Source organism: Pseudoalteromonas sp. T1lg23B, from assembly GCF_002964665.1.
Classification (GTDB): Bacteria; Pseudomonadota; Gammaproteobacteria; order Enterobacterales; family Alteromonadaceae; genus Pseudoalteromonas.
On sequence record NZ_PQBZ01000013.1, the window covers coordinates 213,107 to 231,701 of the forward strand.

At 42.5% G+C, this 18,595-nt stretch carries 12 protein-coding genes and 1 tRNA gene; 11 read left to right on the forward strand and 2 right to left on the reverse strand.

The annotated features are described in order from the left end of the window. The first annotated feature begins 51 nt into the window (after positions 1 to 51). Positions 52 to 963, forward strand: a complete 912-nt coding sequence (gene lpxC / locus C2M32_RS04550) for a UDP-3-O-acyl-N-acetylglucosamine deacetylase (protein WP_105167316.1) — start codon at positions 52 to 54, stop codon at positions 961 to 963. Positions 964 to 994: 31 nt separating this feature from the next. On the opposite strand, the gene C2M32_RS04555 is transcribed toward lpxC, so the two are convergent. Then, entirely contained in the window at positions 995 to 1,489 is a 495-nt protein-coding gene (locus C2M32_RS04555; RefSeq protein ID WP_105167317.1) for a DUF721 domain-containing protein, read from the reverse strand. A 393-nt stretch (positions 1,490 to 1,882) separates the two neighbouring features. Between C2M32_RS04555 and secA the strand changes: the two genes are divergently transcribed. From secA to nagP, 5 genes are all read left to right on the forward strand, one after another. Further along, on the forward strand, positions 1,883 to 4,594 hold the full coding sequence (gene secA / locus C2M32_RS04560; protein ID WP_105167318.1) for a preprotein translocase subunit SecA: 2,712 nt from the start codon (positions 1,883 to 1,885) through the stop codon (positions 4,592 to 4,594). 55 nt (positions 4,595 to 4,649) lie between these two features. Then, positions 4,650 to 5,045, forward strand: a complete 396-nt coding sequence (gene mutT / locus C2M32_RS04565) for an 8-oxo-dGTP diphosphatase MutT (protein ID WP_105167319.1) — start codon at positions 4,650 to 4,652, stop codon at positions 5,043 to 5,045. Positions 5,046 to 5,160: 115 nt separating this feature from the next. After that, on the forward strand, positions 5,161 to 7,227 hold the full coding sequence (locus tag C2M32_RS04570) for a M13 family metallopeptidase (RefSeq protein WP_105167320.1): 2,067 nt from the start codon (positions 5,161 to 5,163) through the stop codon (positions 7,225 to 7,227). Positions 7,228 to 7,435: 208 nt separating this feature from the next. Then, complete coding sequence (locus C2M32_RS04575; protein WP_105167321.1) at positions 7,436 to 10,015, forward strand: family 20 glycosylhydrolase; 2,580 nt, start codon at positions 7,436 to 7,438, stop codon at positions 10,013 to 10,015. A gap of 226 nt (positions 10,016 to 10,241) precedes the next feature. After that, the gene (nagP, locus tag C2M32_RS04580; RefSeq protein ID WP_105167322.1) at positions 10,242 to 11,543 is read left to right on the forward strand and encodes an N-acetylglucosamine MFS transporter NagP; all 1,302 of its coding nucleotides are present in this window, start codon (positions 10,242 to 10,244) and stop codon (positions 11,541 to 11,543) included. 223 nt (positions 11,544 to 11,766) lie between these two features. On the opposite strand, the gene C2M32_RS04585 is transcribed toward nagP, so the two are convergent. Further along, positions 11,767 to 11,842, reverse strand: a tRNA-His gene (locus C2M32_RS04585). Positions 11,843 to 12,026: 184 nt separating this feature from the next. Here C2M32_RS04585 and C2M32_RS04590 point away from each other — a divergent pair. From C2M32_RS04590 to C2M32_RS04610, 5 genes are all read left to right on the forward strand, one after another. Further along, positions 12,027 to 12,842: a mechanosensitive ion channel family protein gene (locus C2M32_RS04590; RefSeq protein WP_105167323.1), complete on the forward strand. Its 816-nt coding sequence runs from the start codon at positions 12,027 to 12,029 to the stop codon at positions 12,840 to 12,842. Between the two features lie 22 nt (positions 12,843 to 12,864). Beyond that, the gene (locus C2M32_RS04595) at positions 12,865 to 13,650 is read left to right on the forward strand and encodes a DUF481 domain-containing protein (protein WP_105167324.1); all 786 of its coding nucleotides are present in this window, start codon (positions 12,865 to 12,867) and stop codon (positions 13,648 to 13,650) included. Between the two features lie 165 nt (positions 13,651 to 13,815). Beyond that, entirely contained in the window at positions 13,816 to 16,218 is a 2,403-nt protein-coding gene (locus C2M32_RS04600) for an SLBB domain-containing protein (RefSeq protein WP_158678127.1), read from the forward strand. Between the two features lie 65 nt (positions 16,219 to 16,283). Beyond that, positions 16,284 to 16,466, forward strand: a complete 183-nt coding sequence (locus tag C2M32_RS04605) for a hypothetical protein (protein WP_105167326.1) — start codon at positions 16,284 to 16,286, stop codon at positions 16,464 to 16,466. 270 nt (positions 16,467 to 16,736) lie between these two features. Further along, positions 16,737 to 18,512: a hypothetical protein gene (locus C2M32_RS04610; RefSeq protein WP_105167327.1), complete on the forward strand. Its 1,776-nt coding sequence runs from the start codon at positions 16,737 to 16,739 to the stop codon at positions 18,510 to 18,512. Positions 18,513 to 18,595 lie beyond the last annotated feature (83 nt).

The window sequence follows — 18,595 nt, forward strand, 5'->3', positions numbered from 1 at the left end:
CGTATCTGTGATACAATCCGCCGTCTATGTGTAATATAAGTGGGCGAAGCTATGATTAGACAACGTACAATTGCCGAAGTTGTTAAAGCAACGGGTGTAGGGCTTCACAAAGGTGAAAAGGTCACGATCACTCTCCGACCAGCGAGTGAAAACACCGGTGTGGTGTTTCGTCGTGTGGATCTTGATCCAGTAGTTGATTTTGAAACTACCCCTGAGGCTGTGGGTGATACCCAGCTATGTACGTGTTTAACGAATAAAGATGGTATCCGTCTGTCGACCACTGAGCACTTGATCGCTGCCGTTGCTGCAATGGGTATTGATAACCTGATTGTGGAATTAGACAGCGCAGAGGTGCCGATCATGGATGGGAGTGCATTACCATTCATTTATTTATTACAAAAAGGCGGCATCAAAGAACAAAACGTAGCTAAGCGTTTTATTCGTATCAAAGAGAAGGTCCGTGTGGAAGATGGTGATAAGTGGGCAGAAATTACCCCTTATGACGGTTTCCATATTGACTTTGAAATTGCCTTTGATCACCCAGCTATCAACGATAGCCGTCAGCGTATTGCACTTGATATCACAGCACAAAGCTTCACTGAAGAGATTAGTCGCGCCAGAACCTTTGGTTTTATGAAAGACATTGAGTATATGCATGCAAACAACCTAGCGTTAGGTGGTAGCATGGATAACGCTGTTGTACTTGATGATTATAAGGTTTTAAACCCTAACGGTTTGCGTTATGACGATGAATTTGTGAAGCACAAAATCTTAGACTGTGTTGGTGATATGTTCATGGCTGGCCATAACATTTTAGGTAAAATCACCTGTTATAAGTCAGGACATGGTTTGAATAATAAACTGCTGCGCACAATTATGGCGACTGAGTCAGCGTGGGAGTGGGCGACATTTGATGAACCAGTGGCTATGCCAGCGCCTGGACTGGAAGTCGCCACGGCTTGAAAAAAGAAGCAAAAAAAATGACGCATCGGCGTCATTTTTTTTGCTTCGCTTTTTGCGCATGCGCAGCGAGCTTTAAGAGCTTTTCTTGCAAGCTAGGCGGAGCATTGCTTGCAAGATCAGTTAATTGAGCCGCTGTCTGCTCGCTCATGACTCGCCCCGTATACTGTTGTTTGTGTTGTGTCGATGTGTTGTCTCGCGGGGTCAAGCGTTGCTGAGCTTCTGGATTAGTTACCACTTTAACTTGTGCACATTCAATCATCCCAGCTTGTCTAAACTGCGATAAAATTTCCATTTTCAAATAGTTGAGTCTTGTCGCTAAGGTGGCTGATGCCGCCTCGATGATGAGCGTACCATCGCGATAGTTGGCAACCCGTGCTTTTTTACTCAAGATGGGGCCAATCGCGGCTTCTAGACAATGCTGTAGCTGTGCCATCGTTTGTGATTTATGGCTATAGTTACTCAGTTTATCTGACCACTTGCCCATCAATTCATTGAGTTGTTTTGGATCATAGCGGTTTTTTGCCATACAGAAAGTAGCCTATTTGCTGATTCTAATAGCAGTATAACGCTGCATAAGGCGCAACAGAAGTGTTATTGTGCTCTTGAATTGTATCAAATCGTACCCATATCTTCGTGTAACCTCGGATACCTTCTTGAGCATTACGGGCAGCTGACTAGTAGAACGTAGCAATATAAGTTTACGTTCCAGCCGTTAATTAACAGTAAAACGCGGTTGATTTCATTTCAGTGGTTTGCACACTCGCTGAGTCTGGTATGATAGGGCATAATTTTAACTTCAGGCATTATAGCGAGGTTTAATTAACTTGCTGCCAAAGCGAACAGTGCGGCCTCATATGCCAATAAATAACAATATGGACATGGCGAAGGTCAGCCATCACTAGAGTGAAACGGTTTTAACATGATAGCTAATTTATTTACCAAGATTTTTGGTAGTCGCAACGACCGCACTATTAAAAACTTAAGAAAAACGGTCGCCCTAATCAATGCGTTAGAAGAACAATACAGCAGTCTTTCGGATGAAGAATTAAAGGCCAAAACGGCAGAATTCAGACAGCGTTTCGAGCAAGGTACAAGCTTAGATGATATCTTGCCGGAAGCGTTTGCCACGGTCAGAGAGGCCTCTAAACGTGTTTTCAATATGCGTCACTTCGATGTGCAAATGATCGGCGGTATCGTTTTACATCAGGGCCGCATATCTGAAATGCGTACGGGTGAAGGTAAAACACTGACGGCAACGTTACCTGCTTATTTAAATGGTTTAACAGGTAAAGGCGTTCATGTCATTACCGTAAACGACTACCTAGCTAAGCGTGATGCTGAAACCAACCGCCCACTGTTTGAATTCTTAGGTCTAACCGTTGGCTGCAATGTGCCTGGTATGATGCCGCAACAGAAAAAAGAAGCGTATGCAGCAGATATAACCTATGGCACTAACAATGAATTTGGCTTTGACTATTTGCGCGATAATATGGCATTTAGTATTGGTGAACGTGTACAGCGTCCATTGTATTACGCGGTAGTCGATGAAGTGGATTCAATTTTAATTGATGAAGCGCGTACACCATTGATCATTTCTGGCCCAGCTGAAGACAGTTCTGAGCTATACGCCAAAATCAATACCTTGGTACCTTCTCTTGTATTACAAGAAAAAGAAGATGAAGAAGGCGTGGAAGGTGATGGTGACTTTACCTTAGACGAGAAATCTAAACAGGTTCATTTGACTGAGCGTGGTCAACTAAAAGTTGAAGAACTATTAATTGAAAATGGTTTGATTGACGAAGGTGACTCGCTTTACTCGGCGGGCAATATCACTCTGTTGAGCCATGTTTACGCAGCTTTACGTGCACATAAACTGTATCAAAAAGACGTAGACTACGTGGTAAAAGACAATGAAGTTATTATTGTTGATGAACATACCGGACGTACGATGGAAGGTCGTCGTTGGTCAGAAGGTCTGCATCAAGCGGTCGAAGCTAAAGAGGGAGTTCGCATTCAAAATGAGAACCAGACACTTGCCTCTATTACCTTCCAGAATTACTTTAGAATTTATGACAAACTAGCTGGTATGACTGGTACTGCGGACACTGAAGCGTTTGAGTTCCAGTCAATCTATGGCTTAGATACCGTTGTTATCCCTACCAATAAACCAATGATCCGTGATGATCGCGCTGATTTAGTATATTTGACGCAAGAAGAAAAGTTCGAAGCCATCTTGGAAGATATTCGTGATTGTCAAAAACGTGGTCAGCCAGTATTGGTGGGTACTATTTCAATTGAAAGTTCAGAATACCTTTCTCACTTTTTAACCAAAGAAAAAATTGAGCACAACGTACTCAACGCTAAGTTCCATGCCCAAGAAGCGGATATCGTTGCGGATGCCGGTTTACCAGGTAAAGTGACCATCGCCACAAACATGGCCGGTCGTGGTACGGATATCGTGCTAGGTGGTAACTGGCAGTCAGAAGTGGCTAAGCTTGATAATCCATCTGAAGAGCAGATAGCTCAAATCAAAGAGAAGTGGAAACAAACACACGATGCCGTTATTGCAGCAGGTGGTTTGCATATAATTGGTACTGAGCGTCACGAATCTCGTCGTATCGATAATCAGTTACGTGGTCGTTCTGGTCGTCAAGGGGATGCGGGTTCTAGCCGTTTCTATCTATCGATGGACGATGCCCTAATGCGTATATTCGCTGGCGAACGCATGACTAACATGATGCGCAAACTAGGTATGCAGCGTGGCGAAGCGATTGAGCATCCTTGGGTAAACCGTGCAATTGAAAATGCACAGCGGAAAGTAGAAGCGCGCAACTTCGATATTCGTAAACAGCTTCTTGAATATGATGATGTGGCCAATGACCAACGTCGCGTCGTGTACGAGCAACGTAATGAATTACTTGAAGAAGGCGATATCTCTGAGACTATCACAGCTATCCGTAGTGATGTGCTCAATGGCACCATTGATCAGTTTATTCCACCACAAAGCTTGGCTGAAATGTGGGATATTCCGGGTTTAGAAGAACGCTTGAAAGCAGACTTCTTAATCGAATTGCCAATCGCACAGTGGTTAGCTGATGATGAGAAACTGTACGAAGAGAAACTTCGTGATCGTATTGCAGAAGAAGTCGATGCTGCGTACAAGCAAAAAGAGTTGATGGTTGGCCCTGATGTGCTTCGTCAATTTGAAAAAGCGGTTATGCTTCAGAGTTTGGATCAGCATTGGAAAGATCACTTGGCAGCGATGGACCATCTACGTCAGGGGATCCATTTGCGTGGCTATGCACAGAAGAATCCTAAACAGGAATATAAGCGTGAGTCTTTCGAATTGTTCTCAGAGATGTTGGAGAATTTGAAGATAGATGTAGTGGGTATTCTGAGCAAGGTACAGGTACGCGCGGAAGAAGATGTTGAAAAGGTAGAACAACAGCATCGTCGCAGCGAACAAGCACCAAGAGAGTATCAACACGCCGACGCTGAACAGGTTGGTGGCGACGTCCCACAAGATTCGGCGGTTGTTGCAGCGCGCACTGAGCCTAAAGTTGGTCGTAACGAGCCTTGTCCTTGTCAATCAGGCAAGAAGTTCAAACAGTGTTGCGGTAAGCTAAAGTAATAAACAAGCAAAGATAAAAAAGCGACCATGAGTCGCTTTTTTTTCGGGAGTAATAATGACAAAGAAGACAGTTAATGTAGCTGTTGGGGTGATCATGCAAGACAGACAGGTGTTTGTCAGTAAGCGTGCAGAGCACCAACATCAGGGCGGTTTGTGGGAATTTCCTGGCGGGAAGGTAGAAGCACAAGAGAGTATTTTTCATGCACTCCAAAGAGAGCTTGCAGAAGAAGTGAATATTACCGTCCATAGTTCGCAACCTTTAATGCGTATTGAACACGACTATGGCGACAAGCAGGTTTGCTTAGATATTCATCTCGTAGAAGATTTTTCTGGTGAGGCTAAGGGGTTAGAAGGGCAACTTTGTCAATGGATTAGCATTGAGGGCCTCCATGAATTGTCGTTTCCTGAAGCGAATAAAGAAATTGTGGCTAAGTTGCAGTCGGACTTTTAAGTGAGCATGTACACTATTTGTTACCATTGATTATCGAATTATTAGTTTGTTGAAATTGTTTTCAGGGGACTAAGCAGTTTAAGATGATGTGGTACAACTTATGGAAATATCATAAATGAATAAAATTACATTAACAGCGGCAAGCGTCGCTATGACATTGGGTTTGCTAGGGTGTAGTGAACCTGCAAGCAATACTCAAGCTGCTGCCGAACAACAATCACAGCAAGTGGCTAAAGTATCTGGAATAGATTTAAATAATATTGATCGTACAGTAAGAGCACAAGACGATTTCTATTACCATGTGAACGGCAAATGGCTTGAAAAAACGCAAATTCCCGCAGATAAATCAAACTATGGCTCGTTTACTCAGCTTTACGATGAATCTCAAAAAGCATTAAAAGAAGTATTAGAGAGCGCCAAGTCAAATGCTCAGGCTACGCAGGGGAGTGATGAGTACAAACTTGGTGCATTTTATGCGAGCTATATGGACGAGAATGCGCGTGAGGAGCTAGGATTATCACCAATAAAAACCTACCTTAGTGAAATCAATGCGGTTGAAGACAAGGCTGACGTGCCTGCCTTAATGGCTAAGATGCTAAGTAAAGGTGGTAGCAACCCATTTGCTTGGTATGTCAATAACGATGCGAAAAACTCGACTGAGCATGCTCTGTATCTCTATCAGTCTGGATTGGGTCTACCGGATAGAGATTACTACTTAAAAGATAGTGATAAATATAACACCATACGTGAGCAGTACGCGCAGTACATTGAGCAGGTGTTTGTGAGGCTAGGTCATAGTGATGCAAAACAGGTTGCTACAAATATTTTGGCGTTGGAAAAAGCTATGGCTGAAGTACAGTGGACGCGTGTTGAGAGTCGTGATGCGACTAAAACATACAACAAAATGACCTTGGCTCAGGCAGATCAATTAATGCCTGAGTTTGATTTGCCCGCATATTTTAGTGCGCTTGGGCTAGATCTGAAAGAACTTATCGTTAGTCAGCCATCTTATTTGCAGGGGTTATCTGATGTTTACAGTAATAACTCGCTAGCAGCTTGGCAGCAATACCTTACTTTTCACTTTGTAAACAACCATGCGGCTTTACTTAACAAGGATATGGTTGAACTAAGATTTAACTTCTTTGATAAAACGCTCAGAGGCCTTGAAGAGCAGGCTCCGACATGGAAGAAAGCGGTTGATGCAAGCAATGAAGTGTTAGGTGAATTGCTTGGTAAAATCTATGTAAAACAGTACTTTCCTCCTGAAGCGAAGGCCAAGATGGAAGAGCTGGTTGCGAACTTGATAAAAGGTTTCGAACAAGCCATTGATGGTTTAGAGTGGATGACTGCTGAGACGAAAGTTGCAGCAAAAGAAAAGTTAAATAAATTCACGCCTAAAATTGGCTACCCAGACAAATGGAAAGACTACTCAGCCTTGGAAATCAACCGAGATGACTTGCTTGGTAACTATGTGCGTTACTACCAATGGGCATATCAAGAGATGGTCGATAAAATGGGTAAGCCAGTAGACCGCTCCGAGTGGTTTATGACACCGCAAACGGTAAATGCTTACTATAACCCAGTTAATAATGAAATTGTTTTCCCTGCAGCCATTTTGCAACCACCATTTTTTAACCTCGCAGCTGATGATGCAGTCAACTACGGTGCCATAGGTGCGGTGATTGGTCACGAGTTAGGGCATGGTTTTGATGATCAAGGTGCCAAGTATGATGGTGATGGCAACCTGCGTAACTGGTGGAGTGAGTCAGATCTTAAGCAATTTGAAGCACGTGGTAAAAAACTGGTAGAGCAGTTTGATCAGTTCAAGCCATTTGAAGATGCGAACGTAAATGGTCAATTTACTTTAGGTGAAAATATTGGTGATTTGGGCGGCTTGACGGTCGCTTATAAAGCATACCAAATCTCTCTAGGAGACACTAAGGCACCTGTTATTGATGGTTATACTGGTGAACAGCGCTTCTTTATGGGGTGGTCACAGATCTGGCGCAGAAAATACCGCGAGGAAGAGTTACGTAATCGCTTGGTGACAGATTCGCACTCACCCAGTCATTACCGCGTAATTGGCGTGTTACCGAATATGCCGGAGTTCTATAAAGCATTTGATGTCAAAGAAGGCGACAAAATGTACTTAGCTCCTGAGCAACGTGTGAAAATTTGGTAAGCCTAATTGGTTAAGTTGAGAAGCCCGCCCCTTGCGGGCTTCTTTGTATCTATATGCTGGTTGTTTCAAATAGATGAAAAAATAATGATAGCGCTGTCATTTTAGTTTTTATATGATGAAAGGGTAATGAATCAGCTAATAATTAATCAACTCGCACATAAAAGAACAGAAACGAAGCGAAGAGACGACCGCTTTAAAGGAGCATACGATGAGTTTTAAGCAAACGATAATGGCTAGTGTGCTAGCCTCCATCCCATTACTTGCCAACGCAACATTGTCAGAGAGTGAATTGCAACGCTTTACCCAAGGTACAGCGCTAACTTTTGCGGTAGAAGATAATTTTCATAACGGTGCTTCGAGTTTCATAGGCTCTATGACGCTGACAAACAACTCCGGTGTGGCGTTGCCTAAAGGCGAGGGAGATTGGCAAATTTATATTCATTCGGTGCGTAAAATCCACACTAAGCAAGCCTCAGGATTGAAGGTTGAGCATATCAATGGTGATCTGCATCGCTTTGTGCCAACAGCTGATTTTGCAGGATTAGCCAATGGCGAACAATTGACCGTCAAGTTTGAAGCGAATGTTTGGATAGCAGCTTACAGTGATTTTATGCCTCGTGCATTTATGGTCGCTAAAGATCAGACCCCTGCCATTTTTGCCAATACGGACACCGAAGATTTACAACAGTTTATTGCACCAATTGAAAGAGAAAATCAGCTGAGACGTTACAACGAACCTGCTGATCTTACAAAGCTAGCGACTGCTCAGTTACGTTATGAGCGCAACCAGAGCGCCGTTAAAGTATCTGAAGAAGAAGCGCTAAAGAGAATTATCCCAAAACCCAACAAGGTGGATTTTAATCGCGGTAGTGCCATGCTGGACAGCAATTGGCAAATTCGTTTTGCAGGTCGACTAAAGTCTGAGTTAGAGGTATTCCAGCAAGACTTAGCCAAATACGGACTCAAGTTAGCAGCACAACCTGATCACATCGCGGTGCAAAAGCAACCTATGATCAGTTTAAAGGTTGATAACACAATTGCGGGGGGTAAAGCACACAGCTACCGTCTTGTTATTGATGATGATCGAATTGAAATTGTGGGAGCGGATAACGCAGGTGTGTTTTATGGTATGCAGAGTTTGCTGGCGCTGTTTCCCGCAGATGCGCGCGAACGTGTGACATTACAAAATGTGGAGATTGAAGATAGTCCAAGGCTAAGTTGGCGTGGTATGCATTATGACAATGCACGTAACTTTCATGGTAAAGAGGCCATGTTCAAGCTTGTTGAGCAAATGGCTCGTTATAAAATGAATGTTCTACACTGGCATTTCTCAGATGATGAAGGGTGGCGACTAGAGATCCCTGGCTTGCCGGAATTAGCACAGATTGGTGGCCATCGCTGTTTTGATTTAACCGAGCAAAGTTGTTTATTGACTCAACTTGGGACTGGGCCGTTCAAATCGGGTTCAGGCAATGGCTATTTGTCAAGAGATGACTTTGTTGAGCTATTAAAGTTTGCAAAGGCAAGACACATCACTATAGTGCCAGAAATAGAGAGCCCCGGGCATGCGCGTGCATCCATCAAAGCTATGGAAGCTAGATATAACAAGCTAATCAAACAGGGGAAAGCTGAGCAAGCGGGTGCTTACCTACTCAGTGAGCCCGATGATCAGTCAAAATACATGACGGTACAAAGCTATACCGATAATTCTATAAATGTCTGTCTTGATTCTAGCTATGCATTTATGGAAAAAGTGACGTATGAATTGCAAAGTATGTATCGTGATGCTGGCACCCGACTAACTAATTTACACTTTGGTGGTGATGAAGTCGGCGCTGGCTCATGGGCTGGTTCCAAGGCCTGCCAAAGCCTGTTTGCTCGCTCTGGTAATGGTGTTTCGGGAGTTGCAGATTTAAAACCATACTTTACTCAGCGCGTGGCCGAGATGCTCAATAAGCGTGGCATCACCCCCGGAGCATGGGAAGACGGCTTGATGTATGACCGTGTGAACCCTTTTAATCGAGCAGCTTTTGCCAACAAATCGTTTACCGCAAACGTATGGGATAACATCTGGGAATGGGGGGTGGCAGACAGAGCATATCGTTTAGCCAACGAAGGCTATCAAGTGATCCTATCGCACGGCACACATTTATATTTTGATCACCCTTATGAAGCACATCCAGAAGAAAGAGGTTATTACTGGGCAACTCGCTACATTGATACCAAAAAGACATTCAGCTACATGCCTGATGATGTATATGGCAACGCCGATTTTACACGCACTAGAGAGCCGATTGTAAATCTTGAGGCTTTGGTTGGCCGTGAGTTGCCTCAATTACAGAAACCAGAAAATATTGTCGGGATGCAGGGGCAAGTATGGAGTGAAACAATCCGTACCGAAGATCAAGTACTGGCGATGATTTTCCCACGTATTTTAGCTGTTGCCGAGCGGGCATGGCATAAATCAAAATGGGAAAATACAGGGGTAAACAGCAAAGAGTTTGATAAAGATTGGCAGCAATTTGCCGCAGCTTTATCGCTCAAGGAATTGGCAAAATTACAGCAAGATAAAGTGAATGCCAATCTACCTGTGCCTGGTGCGAAGTTAGAAAATGGTAACTTGTATGCCAACAGTGCATTTCCTTATTTGACCATCGAGTACAGTTTGGATGCTGGTCAAAATTGGCAAGTTTATAGTGCTCCTGTCTCCGTTAACGACTCGGCAGCGGTTCGTTTAAGAACACGCATTGGGGAAAATAATACTAGCCGTGTCACCGGATTAGAATGATTTGGCGGTTACTCAGCAATAAAGTAGCTAAAGTTGAAATAGTTTGTTTCAGCTTTAGTTACAATTGTGTTTAAAATCTAACTAGTCAAATGTGAAATTTTAACGTAAAGTTAAATGTCAGCGCTGTCATTTTTGTGGTGTGTAGTGAAAATGCATTTTGCTCAAGGCTAAATCACCATGCATGACAGTCAAAATAATGATATTAATTAGCAACAAGAAGAGATTTATGGAAGCAATCGTGGAAATTGAAGATAAAGAAAAGCAGAGTATTTGGCTCCCGATGATACTCGCAGGTTCAATGTTTTTCATTCTGGGGTGTATCACTTGGCTCAATGGCGCGATTACTCCGTTTTTACAACAAATGCTTGAGCTGACTCCGTTACAAGCCTCCTTCATTATTTCGTCTTTCTATATTGCAGTGACGGTTGCCGGTATTCCCTCTGCGATGTTAATCAAACGCGTCGGATACAAAAATGGCATGGCGATTGGGTGTGTGGTTATGGCTGCATCCGCTTTGATGTATATTCCGGCCGCAAAAATGCAAATGATAGAAATTTTCTTATTCGCCCAGCTTATGATTGGTGTTGGTCAAACTGTGTTGCAAACTGCGGTGAACCCGTATGTGGTAAAAATGGGCTCGGAAAAGTCTGCAGCTGTACGAGTATGCATCATGGGATTGTTAAATAAATCCGCAGGCGTTATCGTACCTATCGTATTTGCAGCCGTGGTCGTAAGTGGTTTGGTTGAAGGTGGAACTAAGCTGTCTCAAGAGCAAAAAGACATTATGGCAAACAGCCTAATCGCGCCTTACATCGCGATAGCAGGATTAATTTTCTTATTTGCATTATTTGCGAAGTTTGCACCTTTGCCTGACTTGGTATTTAGCGAAGAAAGTAAAACAAGTAAAGGAGAGCTCAAAGAAACACTTGCGCACCCTCATTTGGTGTTAGGTGTAATAGGTATTGCTTTGTATGTGGCTGTGGAAGTGATTGCTGCAGACACCATCGGCTCCTATGCTTTACAGTTGGGTATTGCAGATTATTCTGTGATGACTTCTTATACAATGACATGTATGCTTGTTGGATATGCCATTGGTATCGCTTTAATCCCTAGATTTATGTCTCAACAAAATGCGTTGATGATGTCGGGAATTGCAGGTATTGTTACTGTATTGGCGGTTGTATTTGGCAGTAACGATTCTTTTGCGATAGCCAACCTATTACTCGTTCCATTTGGTGGACCTGAGTTACCAGATCCGCTATTGTGTATCGCACTGCTTGGTTTTGCTAATGCGATGGTTTGGCCTGCTATCTGGCCACTGGCATTAGAAGGATTAGGGCGATTAACGGGTACTGCGTCAGGCCTGTTAATTATGGGGATCGCAGGGGGAGCCTTAGGACCGTTACTGATTGGATTGGGTAACGTTGCCGGCCTCGGTGCACAAGGTGCATATAGCTTAATGATCCCAAGTTATCTATTTATCCTCTTCTATGCTGTGAAAGGTCACAAAATGAGAAGTTGGAAGTAAAGAATTTCTATCTATACGTAGAAATAATCCCGTGTGTAATGCCACCGAAAGGTGGCATTTTTTTGTCAAAAATTCGAGTGCGAGTGTATATAGCGATAGAGAAATAGCGATAGAGAAATAGCGATAGAGAAATAAATAGGTTTGACATCAGCTAGAAGTCAGCTTTAAACCACGGAATTAATCAAAGAAGTTTTATCTAGAAGATAAGATAAATAAAGAAAAGTGGGGCGACTGATGGGACTTGAACCCACGACAACCGGAATCACAATCCAGGGCTCTACCAACTGAGCTACAGCCGCCACAAAAGAATTGAACACCTCGTTTGGTGTGGCGCGCATAATACATAAATATCTGGCACTTGCAAAGCAAAAAATGTAATTTTTTTAGAAAAAAATACAAATAAAAAAATCCTTACATACAGACAATATTCATATAATCTATGTATGATCCGCTCAAAATCAAAAATCATGCCTAGGAGGCTTTATGGACGCAGCTATTAATTGGCTAAATGAAAACTCAGATATGTTACTGCATCTCTCGATACAGGCCGTTATAGCCTTAATCATTTTGTTTATTGGTCTGAAGGTCGCAAAAATGTGTGACTCTTTGACTGTTAAAGCATTTGAAAAGAGAAAAATAGACAAAGCGGTTGCTGGCTTTGTTGCCAATATTGTTTACGCTGCTGTTTTTGCTGCAACGGTATTGATGGCTCTGTCTCAGGTCGGGGTAGAAACCACATCTTTTATCGCGATACTTGGTGCGGCCGGTCTTGCCATTGGTTTAGCGTTGCAAGGCTCGTTGTCTAACTTTGCCTCAGGTGTATTAATTATTATTTTAAGACCCTTTAAAGCGGGTGACTATATTGAAGCTGGCGGTAAAGCTGGTAGCGTCCAAAAGATCGAGATTTTTTCTACAGAATTGAAAACGCCGGACAACAAAGTCATTATCATGCCAAACTCGGCAATCATGTCAGGTGCTATTGTTAACTTTTCAAGAGAAAAAACACGTCGTATCGACCTAGTGATAGGCGTTGGTTACGATGCGGATCTCAGACAAGCGAAACAAGTTCTCAAATCAGTATTAGATAAAGAAGAGCGTATTTTAAAAGACCCAGCATACACGGTCGCGGTATTAGAATTAGCGGATTCTAGCGTGAACTTTGTGGTGCGTCCTTGGGTTAAAACGCCGGACTATTGGCCGACTTACTTTGAGTTGGTTGAAAATATTAAGATAGCTTTAGACGAAGCGAATATCACGATTCCATTCCCGCAAATGGATGTACATCTTCATAAAGACTAATTTTTCGAAAGGTTAATACGAAATGAAATTAAAAATTTTATCTCTGTGTGTAATTGCAGCCACAGTAAACAACGCTTATGCAAACGACACAGATGTAAAAAAGACTTGGGATGTGACCAGTGAAGTGGGTGCCATCATTACCAGTGGTAATACAAAAACCACTACTTTAAAAGGCGCGCTAAAAGCAAAGCACAACCTAGAAAACTGGCACAACGAATACAAAGTCAGTGGTATCTATAAAGAAGATGAAATAGAAAACGACCAAGGTGAGCGTATTACAGAGCGTACTAACGAAAAGTACTCTCTATCGACTCAAGGTAACTATAAGCTTCAAAAAGAGAATAGCCACCTGTTTATTTATGGAGCTTACGTGTCAGATTACTTTGGCGCTTACCGAAATGAAACCGTGGTTTCGGTAGGTTATGGTCAAAGATTATTTGGTACCGATGATATGTACCTAAACGCAGAAGTGGGTCCGGGTATTAAACGTTTTGAACATCATCAAGACAGCACAGAACTGGATGATGACGGTAATTCATTGGCGGGTGAGTCTGAAAGTGAATTGATCGGCGTAGGTAAATTAGATTTTAACTGGCAGATTTCTGAAAATGCGCGTTTTACTCAGTTAGTAGCCATCGAATATGGTGAGAGTAATACCAAGACAACCGCAGAGTCAGCTTTGATGACCAAAATTAATGGCTCATTACAGATGAAAGTTGCCTATAACGTAATTCACAACTCAGATGTTGCACCAGAAAAAGATAACACTGATACAGAGACTTCATTAACTTTGGTTTATAGTTTCTAACGCTCAGAGTAGGGCCTCATTGTGTTTGGGGCCCTGCGATTAATCTTTGAAATGCGTAATTCGGTACTTTTCTTGTACTCGATTCAATACTGTACGTTTTTTAATGTTTTTAATTGGTGTAGAATTGTCGCCAATATCGTCTTATTTTCTGGAAAAATAATTTATATGGGACTACGACTCATTGGATTTTTGATCTTTTGCTCCGTATTTTTTGCGAGCAAATCCATCGCCGTACAACTTTCTCCAAAGCAACTTGCTTACATAAAAAGCCTTTCAGCAAGCGAGAAGAAAGAACTGGCTGAACAGTATGGCGTAAGTGTGGATGACTTAGGTTCAAATCGCTTACCAAAGAAAAAGAATAACCTGCTAGATGAGCTTGGTGAGCGCGAAGAAGACGACCTATATAAAGAACAAATACCAGAGGAAGAAGAAAAAGAACAAGAGGATGATGAGCTAAAATTATTTGGCTATGATCTTTTTGAAAAGAAAAATGTCGAGCAAGGCGCAAACTTGGTAATGCAAGCTGCACCTGGTAACTACCCGATTAATGTTGGCGATTATTTGATCGTTAGTTTTTATGGCAAACTGAATATCACACATGAAGTTCAAGTTAGTGGTGATGGGCAGTTGCTGGTACCTGGTTTATCACCAGTTAATGTATTAGGGCTAACGCTAAATGAGGCAAAGTCCTTAATTCTATCGAAAGTAAAGCAAGAAGTAATTGGTGGTGAAGCGATTATCACAACAGGAGAGTTGCAACCAATCAGCATCACCATAGCGGGTGAGGTTAAAAAGCCTGGGATCTATACGCTACCTGCATTGACGAGTATTACGCAAGCACTTAACTACGCAGATGGCATTACAGAATTAGGCTCTCTAAGAAACATACAGCAAAAACGTAAAGGGGAGCAGGTATCGAACCTTGACTTATACGACCTGCTATTAACAGGCGATAACTCGGCTGACACAATTTTACGCAATGGCGACGTGGTGTTTGTGCCATCAATTGAGAAGCGCGTTACCGTTGACGGTGCTATCAATAGGCCCGCGATTTATGAATTAAAAAGCGGTGAACATTTACAGGACTTGCTAAAAATAGGCGGGGGCATTTCAGCTAGAGGGTCAAAGGAAAACATCACGATACTGAGGTTCACCCAGCAGAATAGAAAAACTGTTGTATCGGTAGATATAAGTCAAAAAGGCGACGCAGCGTTACATGATGGTGATGAAATAAAAATTCCAGCTGTCTCAAGTGAGCTGGAAAAAGCGGTTACACTTATCGGCGCAGTCACACACCCAGGTCCAAGACAGTGGAGCAAGGGTCTTAAGCTATCTAAAATTCTTACATCCCTAAAAAGCGATTTACTACCTATCACCGATAAAAACTACGCCTTAATAATCCGCGAGAATAGCGAAGACTCCGACAAATATGTGCTGCAGTTTTCGCCAAAAAGTGTCGTAGCAGGAACGTCTGATTTGGAATTGCGTTCAGGAGATCAGGTGGTCTTCTTTAGTCGCTTCGAAAGTGCGATTGAAGAAGTGAACGAACTAAATCGTTTTGCATATGTTGCTGAAGAAGTACTTGAAATGGAAAAAGACAGGTTGCTTGAGGAATATAAACGCGAGCAGTTCTTCGAATCTATTGGTAGAGAAAGCTTGCTGTCATCCTCAAGTGAGCAGAAATCTCAGCCACTAACCACAAGAGAGATATTACAAGGTAAGTCACTGGAAGTTTCTGAAAGTAATTATTCTTTATATAGCAGACAGCGTTTACTTCGTCCTATTATTCGTGAGTTAAACAGGCAAGGTGCACCCGATGGAGCAGCCCCAGTTGTGAGTGTGAACGGAGAAGTTCGCTACCCAGGCTTATACCCTTTACCTGTCAATGCGAGTATTTCTGGCCTGCTAGAAGCCGCAGGTGGGCTTAAAGAATCAGCTTACCCCGAAAAGATTGAGGTTTCACGTCTAGCGTATGAAGATGGAATTGAAGGAATTCAACATATAGAATTGAATCTTAATAAATTGACTGGTAACTTTAAAGTTAACAGTAAGGATGTCATCTCGGTGTTTTCAAAGCCGAAGTGGCAAGATTCTTCTAAAATAAAAATTGTTGGCGAAGTAAGGTTCCCAGGAAGTTACACGCTCTCTGCGGGAGAAAGCTTAAGTGATGTAATACAAAGAGCCGGTGGACTGACAGATTATGCCTTTGAGGGCGGCGCAGTATTTACAAGAGAATATTTGCGTGAACAAGAACAAGAGTTGTTAAAAGATTTGTCTAAAACGTTACGAGCGGATTTGGCTTCATCTAGCTTCCAAAAGTCGGTCAGTAGTGCAAACCTCTCTTATGAGGACATGGATAACTTAATCAACGATATTTCACAGCAAGAAGCGCTTGGACGTATGGTAATTGACTTGCCCAAAGTAATTGATAATGAGCAAGTTATATTATTGAGAAATGGTGATACACTGTTTATACCAAAAAAAGTTGATACCGTATCGGTGGTGGGCGAAGTTAATGTATCTACTTCAATGCAGTATGATCCAACAATGACACTGGTGACTATTTAAATAGTAGTGGTGGATTAAAACAAAAAGCTGATGCTGATAGTATTTACATTATAAAAGCCAATGGTATGGTTGAAAGAACAACGGGAGGTTCTTGGTTTGCCGTTTCAAGCGAAAGCCAGATCCAACCGGGTGATACAATAGTAGTACCTTTGGACTACGAACATATTGATAATCTAACCCTATGGAGTAAGGCAACGCAGATCCTTTATCAGATGGGTGTCGCTGTTGCAGCACTGAATGCACTGTAGTGTACAATAAATGTACAGTAAGGGTGCGGATGGGGTTGAGTTTTAAATTATTCTGATAAATTATTAACTTTGTAGAAATTTTAATTTATGATGGGACTTGAATTAAGTTGTAGTTCTTATCATAATGTGGGAGCCTAGATTTGATGCTACATGTTATTGCAGTGTCGGTCGGGCCCTTTAAATTATTTAACGTTTTGCTTACTCTGGTATTCAGAGTGTGTAAATTTTAACTGAAAACATAAAGTGTCCACCGGATACATGGAGATAAAAATGAAGCGTTTTAATAAAGTCGCTTTAATTCCTGCTGCAGTTGCCGCTGTATTAGCAGGTAATGCATATGCAGGTACTGAAGCTTGTTTCGAAGTATACAAAGGTTCTGCTCTTGTTAACCATAGTGTTATTTACGCTGGTGCAGCTTGTATTGCTGAAGCTAGCCGTACAGGCGCTGCTGCTAACAACTTACAAGCAACTGATGAAGTAGCTATCGCATACGAATTGACTGGCAACCTGCCTATTGACTTCGATGATGTTGATGGTGATGAGTTAATTCCTGCTACTGAAACTGACGATGACCAACACATCGTTTACATCCCAACGACTGATATCCCTGGTGGTACTAAAATCACTATCGCTTTAACAGGTGCTACTTTCGATAGTAACTCTAACCAGATCCACCTTCTAAAAGATGATGGCACTGGTATTGAAGCTGTAGCTTCTTCAGATGGTACGGTTGATGGTGCTTCAACTATCACGTTCCTAACGAAAGCTGGTATTACAATCGGTGCTGGTACACGTCTAGTATTCTCTCGCTCTTCTACAGCTGCGACCGAAATCGGTATCAAGATCACTAACACTACTTGTACTGATACAACTCAATCTTCTCAATCTGTAACTATCGCTGCTACTGCTGCGGTAACAGATGGTGGTACGGGTTATAACATCCAAGGTGCGGTTTCTAACGCTCAGAAAATTGCTGATATTTCTCCACAGTTCTACCCGCTACATGCAGGTACTACTGCAGAAGTTCAAGTTAACGCTGAAAGCTCAAACTCTGAAGGCACTGCAATCGTAGCACGTACTCAGTTTGTATATAACGCTGACGCGACTAACCGCTTAATCGCAACTAGCTCACAAGCTATCTACAAGACTGGTTTCTATGACCGTGAATTGCTTCTTGACCAAGCAATTGATCTTGATGCTGCCGATCACGTTGAAACTGCTTTCGTAGCTTCTTCTGAGCCAGGTACAAACGTTAAAATGCGTCTATACAATGGCCGTACTGCTGCAACAGGTGTTCTTGATACAGCTGTAGCAGTTGAAACTGGTACTACTCCAGGTGCATTTGGTTTGACTCAAGCTACAGCAACTGTGTATAACACAGAAGCAGTTGACCTGTTCACTCCAGCTGCAGGTGCTGGTGATGCAGAAACTAACCCAATGACAACGGCTCCTCTACTAGGTGCGGCTTACAACGAAATGTTCTATGTTGTTGAAAACAACCCTGCAACTGGCATCATGAACTTCAACTACGACGTGACTACTCACTACACGTTAGACTTTGGCGATGCTGGTGAACTTGATCACTGTGCGTCTAACAAAGTTACTCACGAAGTAGGCGTTAACGGTGCGGTTCTTAAAGTTCCTTATGTAACTAACGCTGAAGGTAACTTCGTACGTATCACGAACGAGCACGATGAGTCTGCAGAAGTAACTGTTGACGTATTCAGTGAATCAGCTGATGGTAACGACGGTACTCGTAAAGTAACAGCTGTTGAGCTTGGTTCAGTTCCTGCTAAGTCTTCAGTAGTTTACTTCATGCCTAAAGTAATCGAAGAAGCTGTTAGCCAGAAGCAGTACGAAGGTGCTGACGGTGGTTATGCTGCTGACGCTCTAGGTGCAAACGCGGTTTCTAACGCAAGCCGTCACACAGTAACTTTCACTGTTACTGCACCTAAGAACTCTGTACACGGTGTTTCTGTACAGAAAGTTCCTGGCCGTTCAGACCGCGTAATGCCAGTTCTAGACCAAAACGATTGGTCACAGTAATCACTAGCTAATTACTAGCTTTTAGGTTTGAAAACCCTCGCTTTGGCGGGGGTTTTTTTATCTTTTCAATTTGAGGACTTTCA

Excerpts from the sequence above, each read along its gene's own strand:
- lpxC (WP_105167316.1), top strand. The coding sequence starts at position 52 with ATGATTAGACAACGTACAATTGCCGAAGTTGTTAAAGCAACGGGTGTA.
- C2M32_RS04555 (WP_105167317.1), bottom strand. The coding sequence starts at position 1,489 with ATGGCAAAAAACCGCTATGATCCAAAACAACTCAATGAATTGATGGGC.
- secA (WP_105167318.1), top strand. The coding sequence starts at position 1,883 with ATGATAGCTAATTTATTTACCAAGATTTTTGGTAGTCGCAACGACCGC.
- mutT (WP_105167319.1), top strand. The coding sequence starts at position 4,650 with ATGACAAAGAAGACAGTTAATGTAGCTGTTGGGGTGATCATGCAAGAC.
- C2M32_RS04570 (WP_105167320.1), top strand. The coding sequence starts at position 5,161 with ATGAATAAAATTACATTAACAGCGGCAAGCGTCGCTATGACATTGGGT.
- C2M32_RS04575 (WP_105167321.1), top strand. The coding sequence starts at position 7,436 with ATGAGTTTTAAGCAAACGATAATGGCTAGTGTGCTAGCCTCCATCCCA.
- nagP (WP_105167322.1), top strand. The coding sequence starts at position 10,242 with ATGGAAGCAATCGTGGAAATTGAAGATAAAGAAAAGCAGAGTATTTGG.
- C2M32_RS04590 (WP_105167323.1), top strand. The coding sequence starts at position 12,027 with ATGGACGCAGCTATTAATTGGCTAAATGAAAACTCAGATATGTTACTG.
- C2M32_RS04595 (WP_105167324.1), top strand. The coding sequence starts at position 12,865 with ATGAAATTAAAAATTTTATCTCTGTGTGTAATTGCAGCCACAGTAAAC.
- C2M32_RS04600 (WP_158678127.1), top strand. The coding sequence starts at position 13,816 with ATGGGACTACGACTCATTGGATTTTTGATCTTTTGCTCCGTATTTTTT.
- C2M32_RS04605 (WP_105167326.1), top strand. The coding sequence starts at position 16,284 with ATGGTTGAAAGAACAACGGGAGGTTCTTGGTTTGCCGTTTCAAGCGAA.
- C2M32_RS04610 (WP_105167327.1), top strand. The coding sequence starts at position 16,737 with ATGAAGCGTTTTAATAAAGTCGCTTTAATTCCTGCTGCAGTTGCCGCT.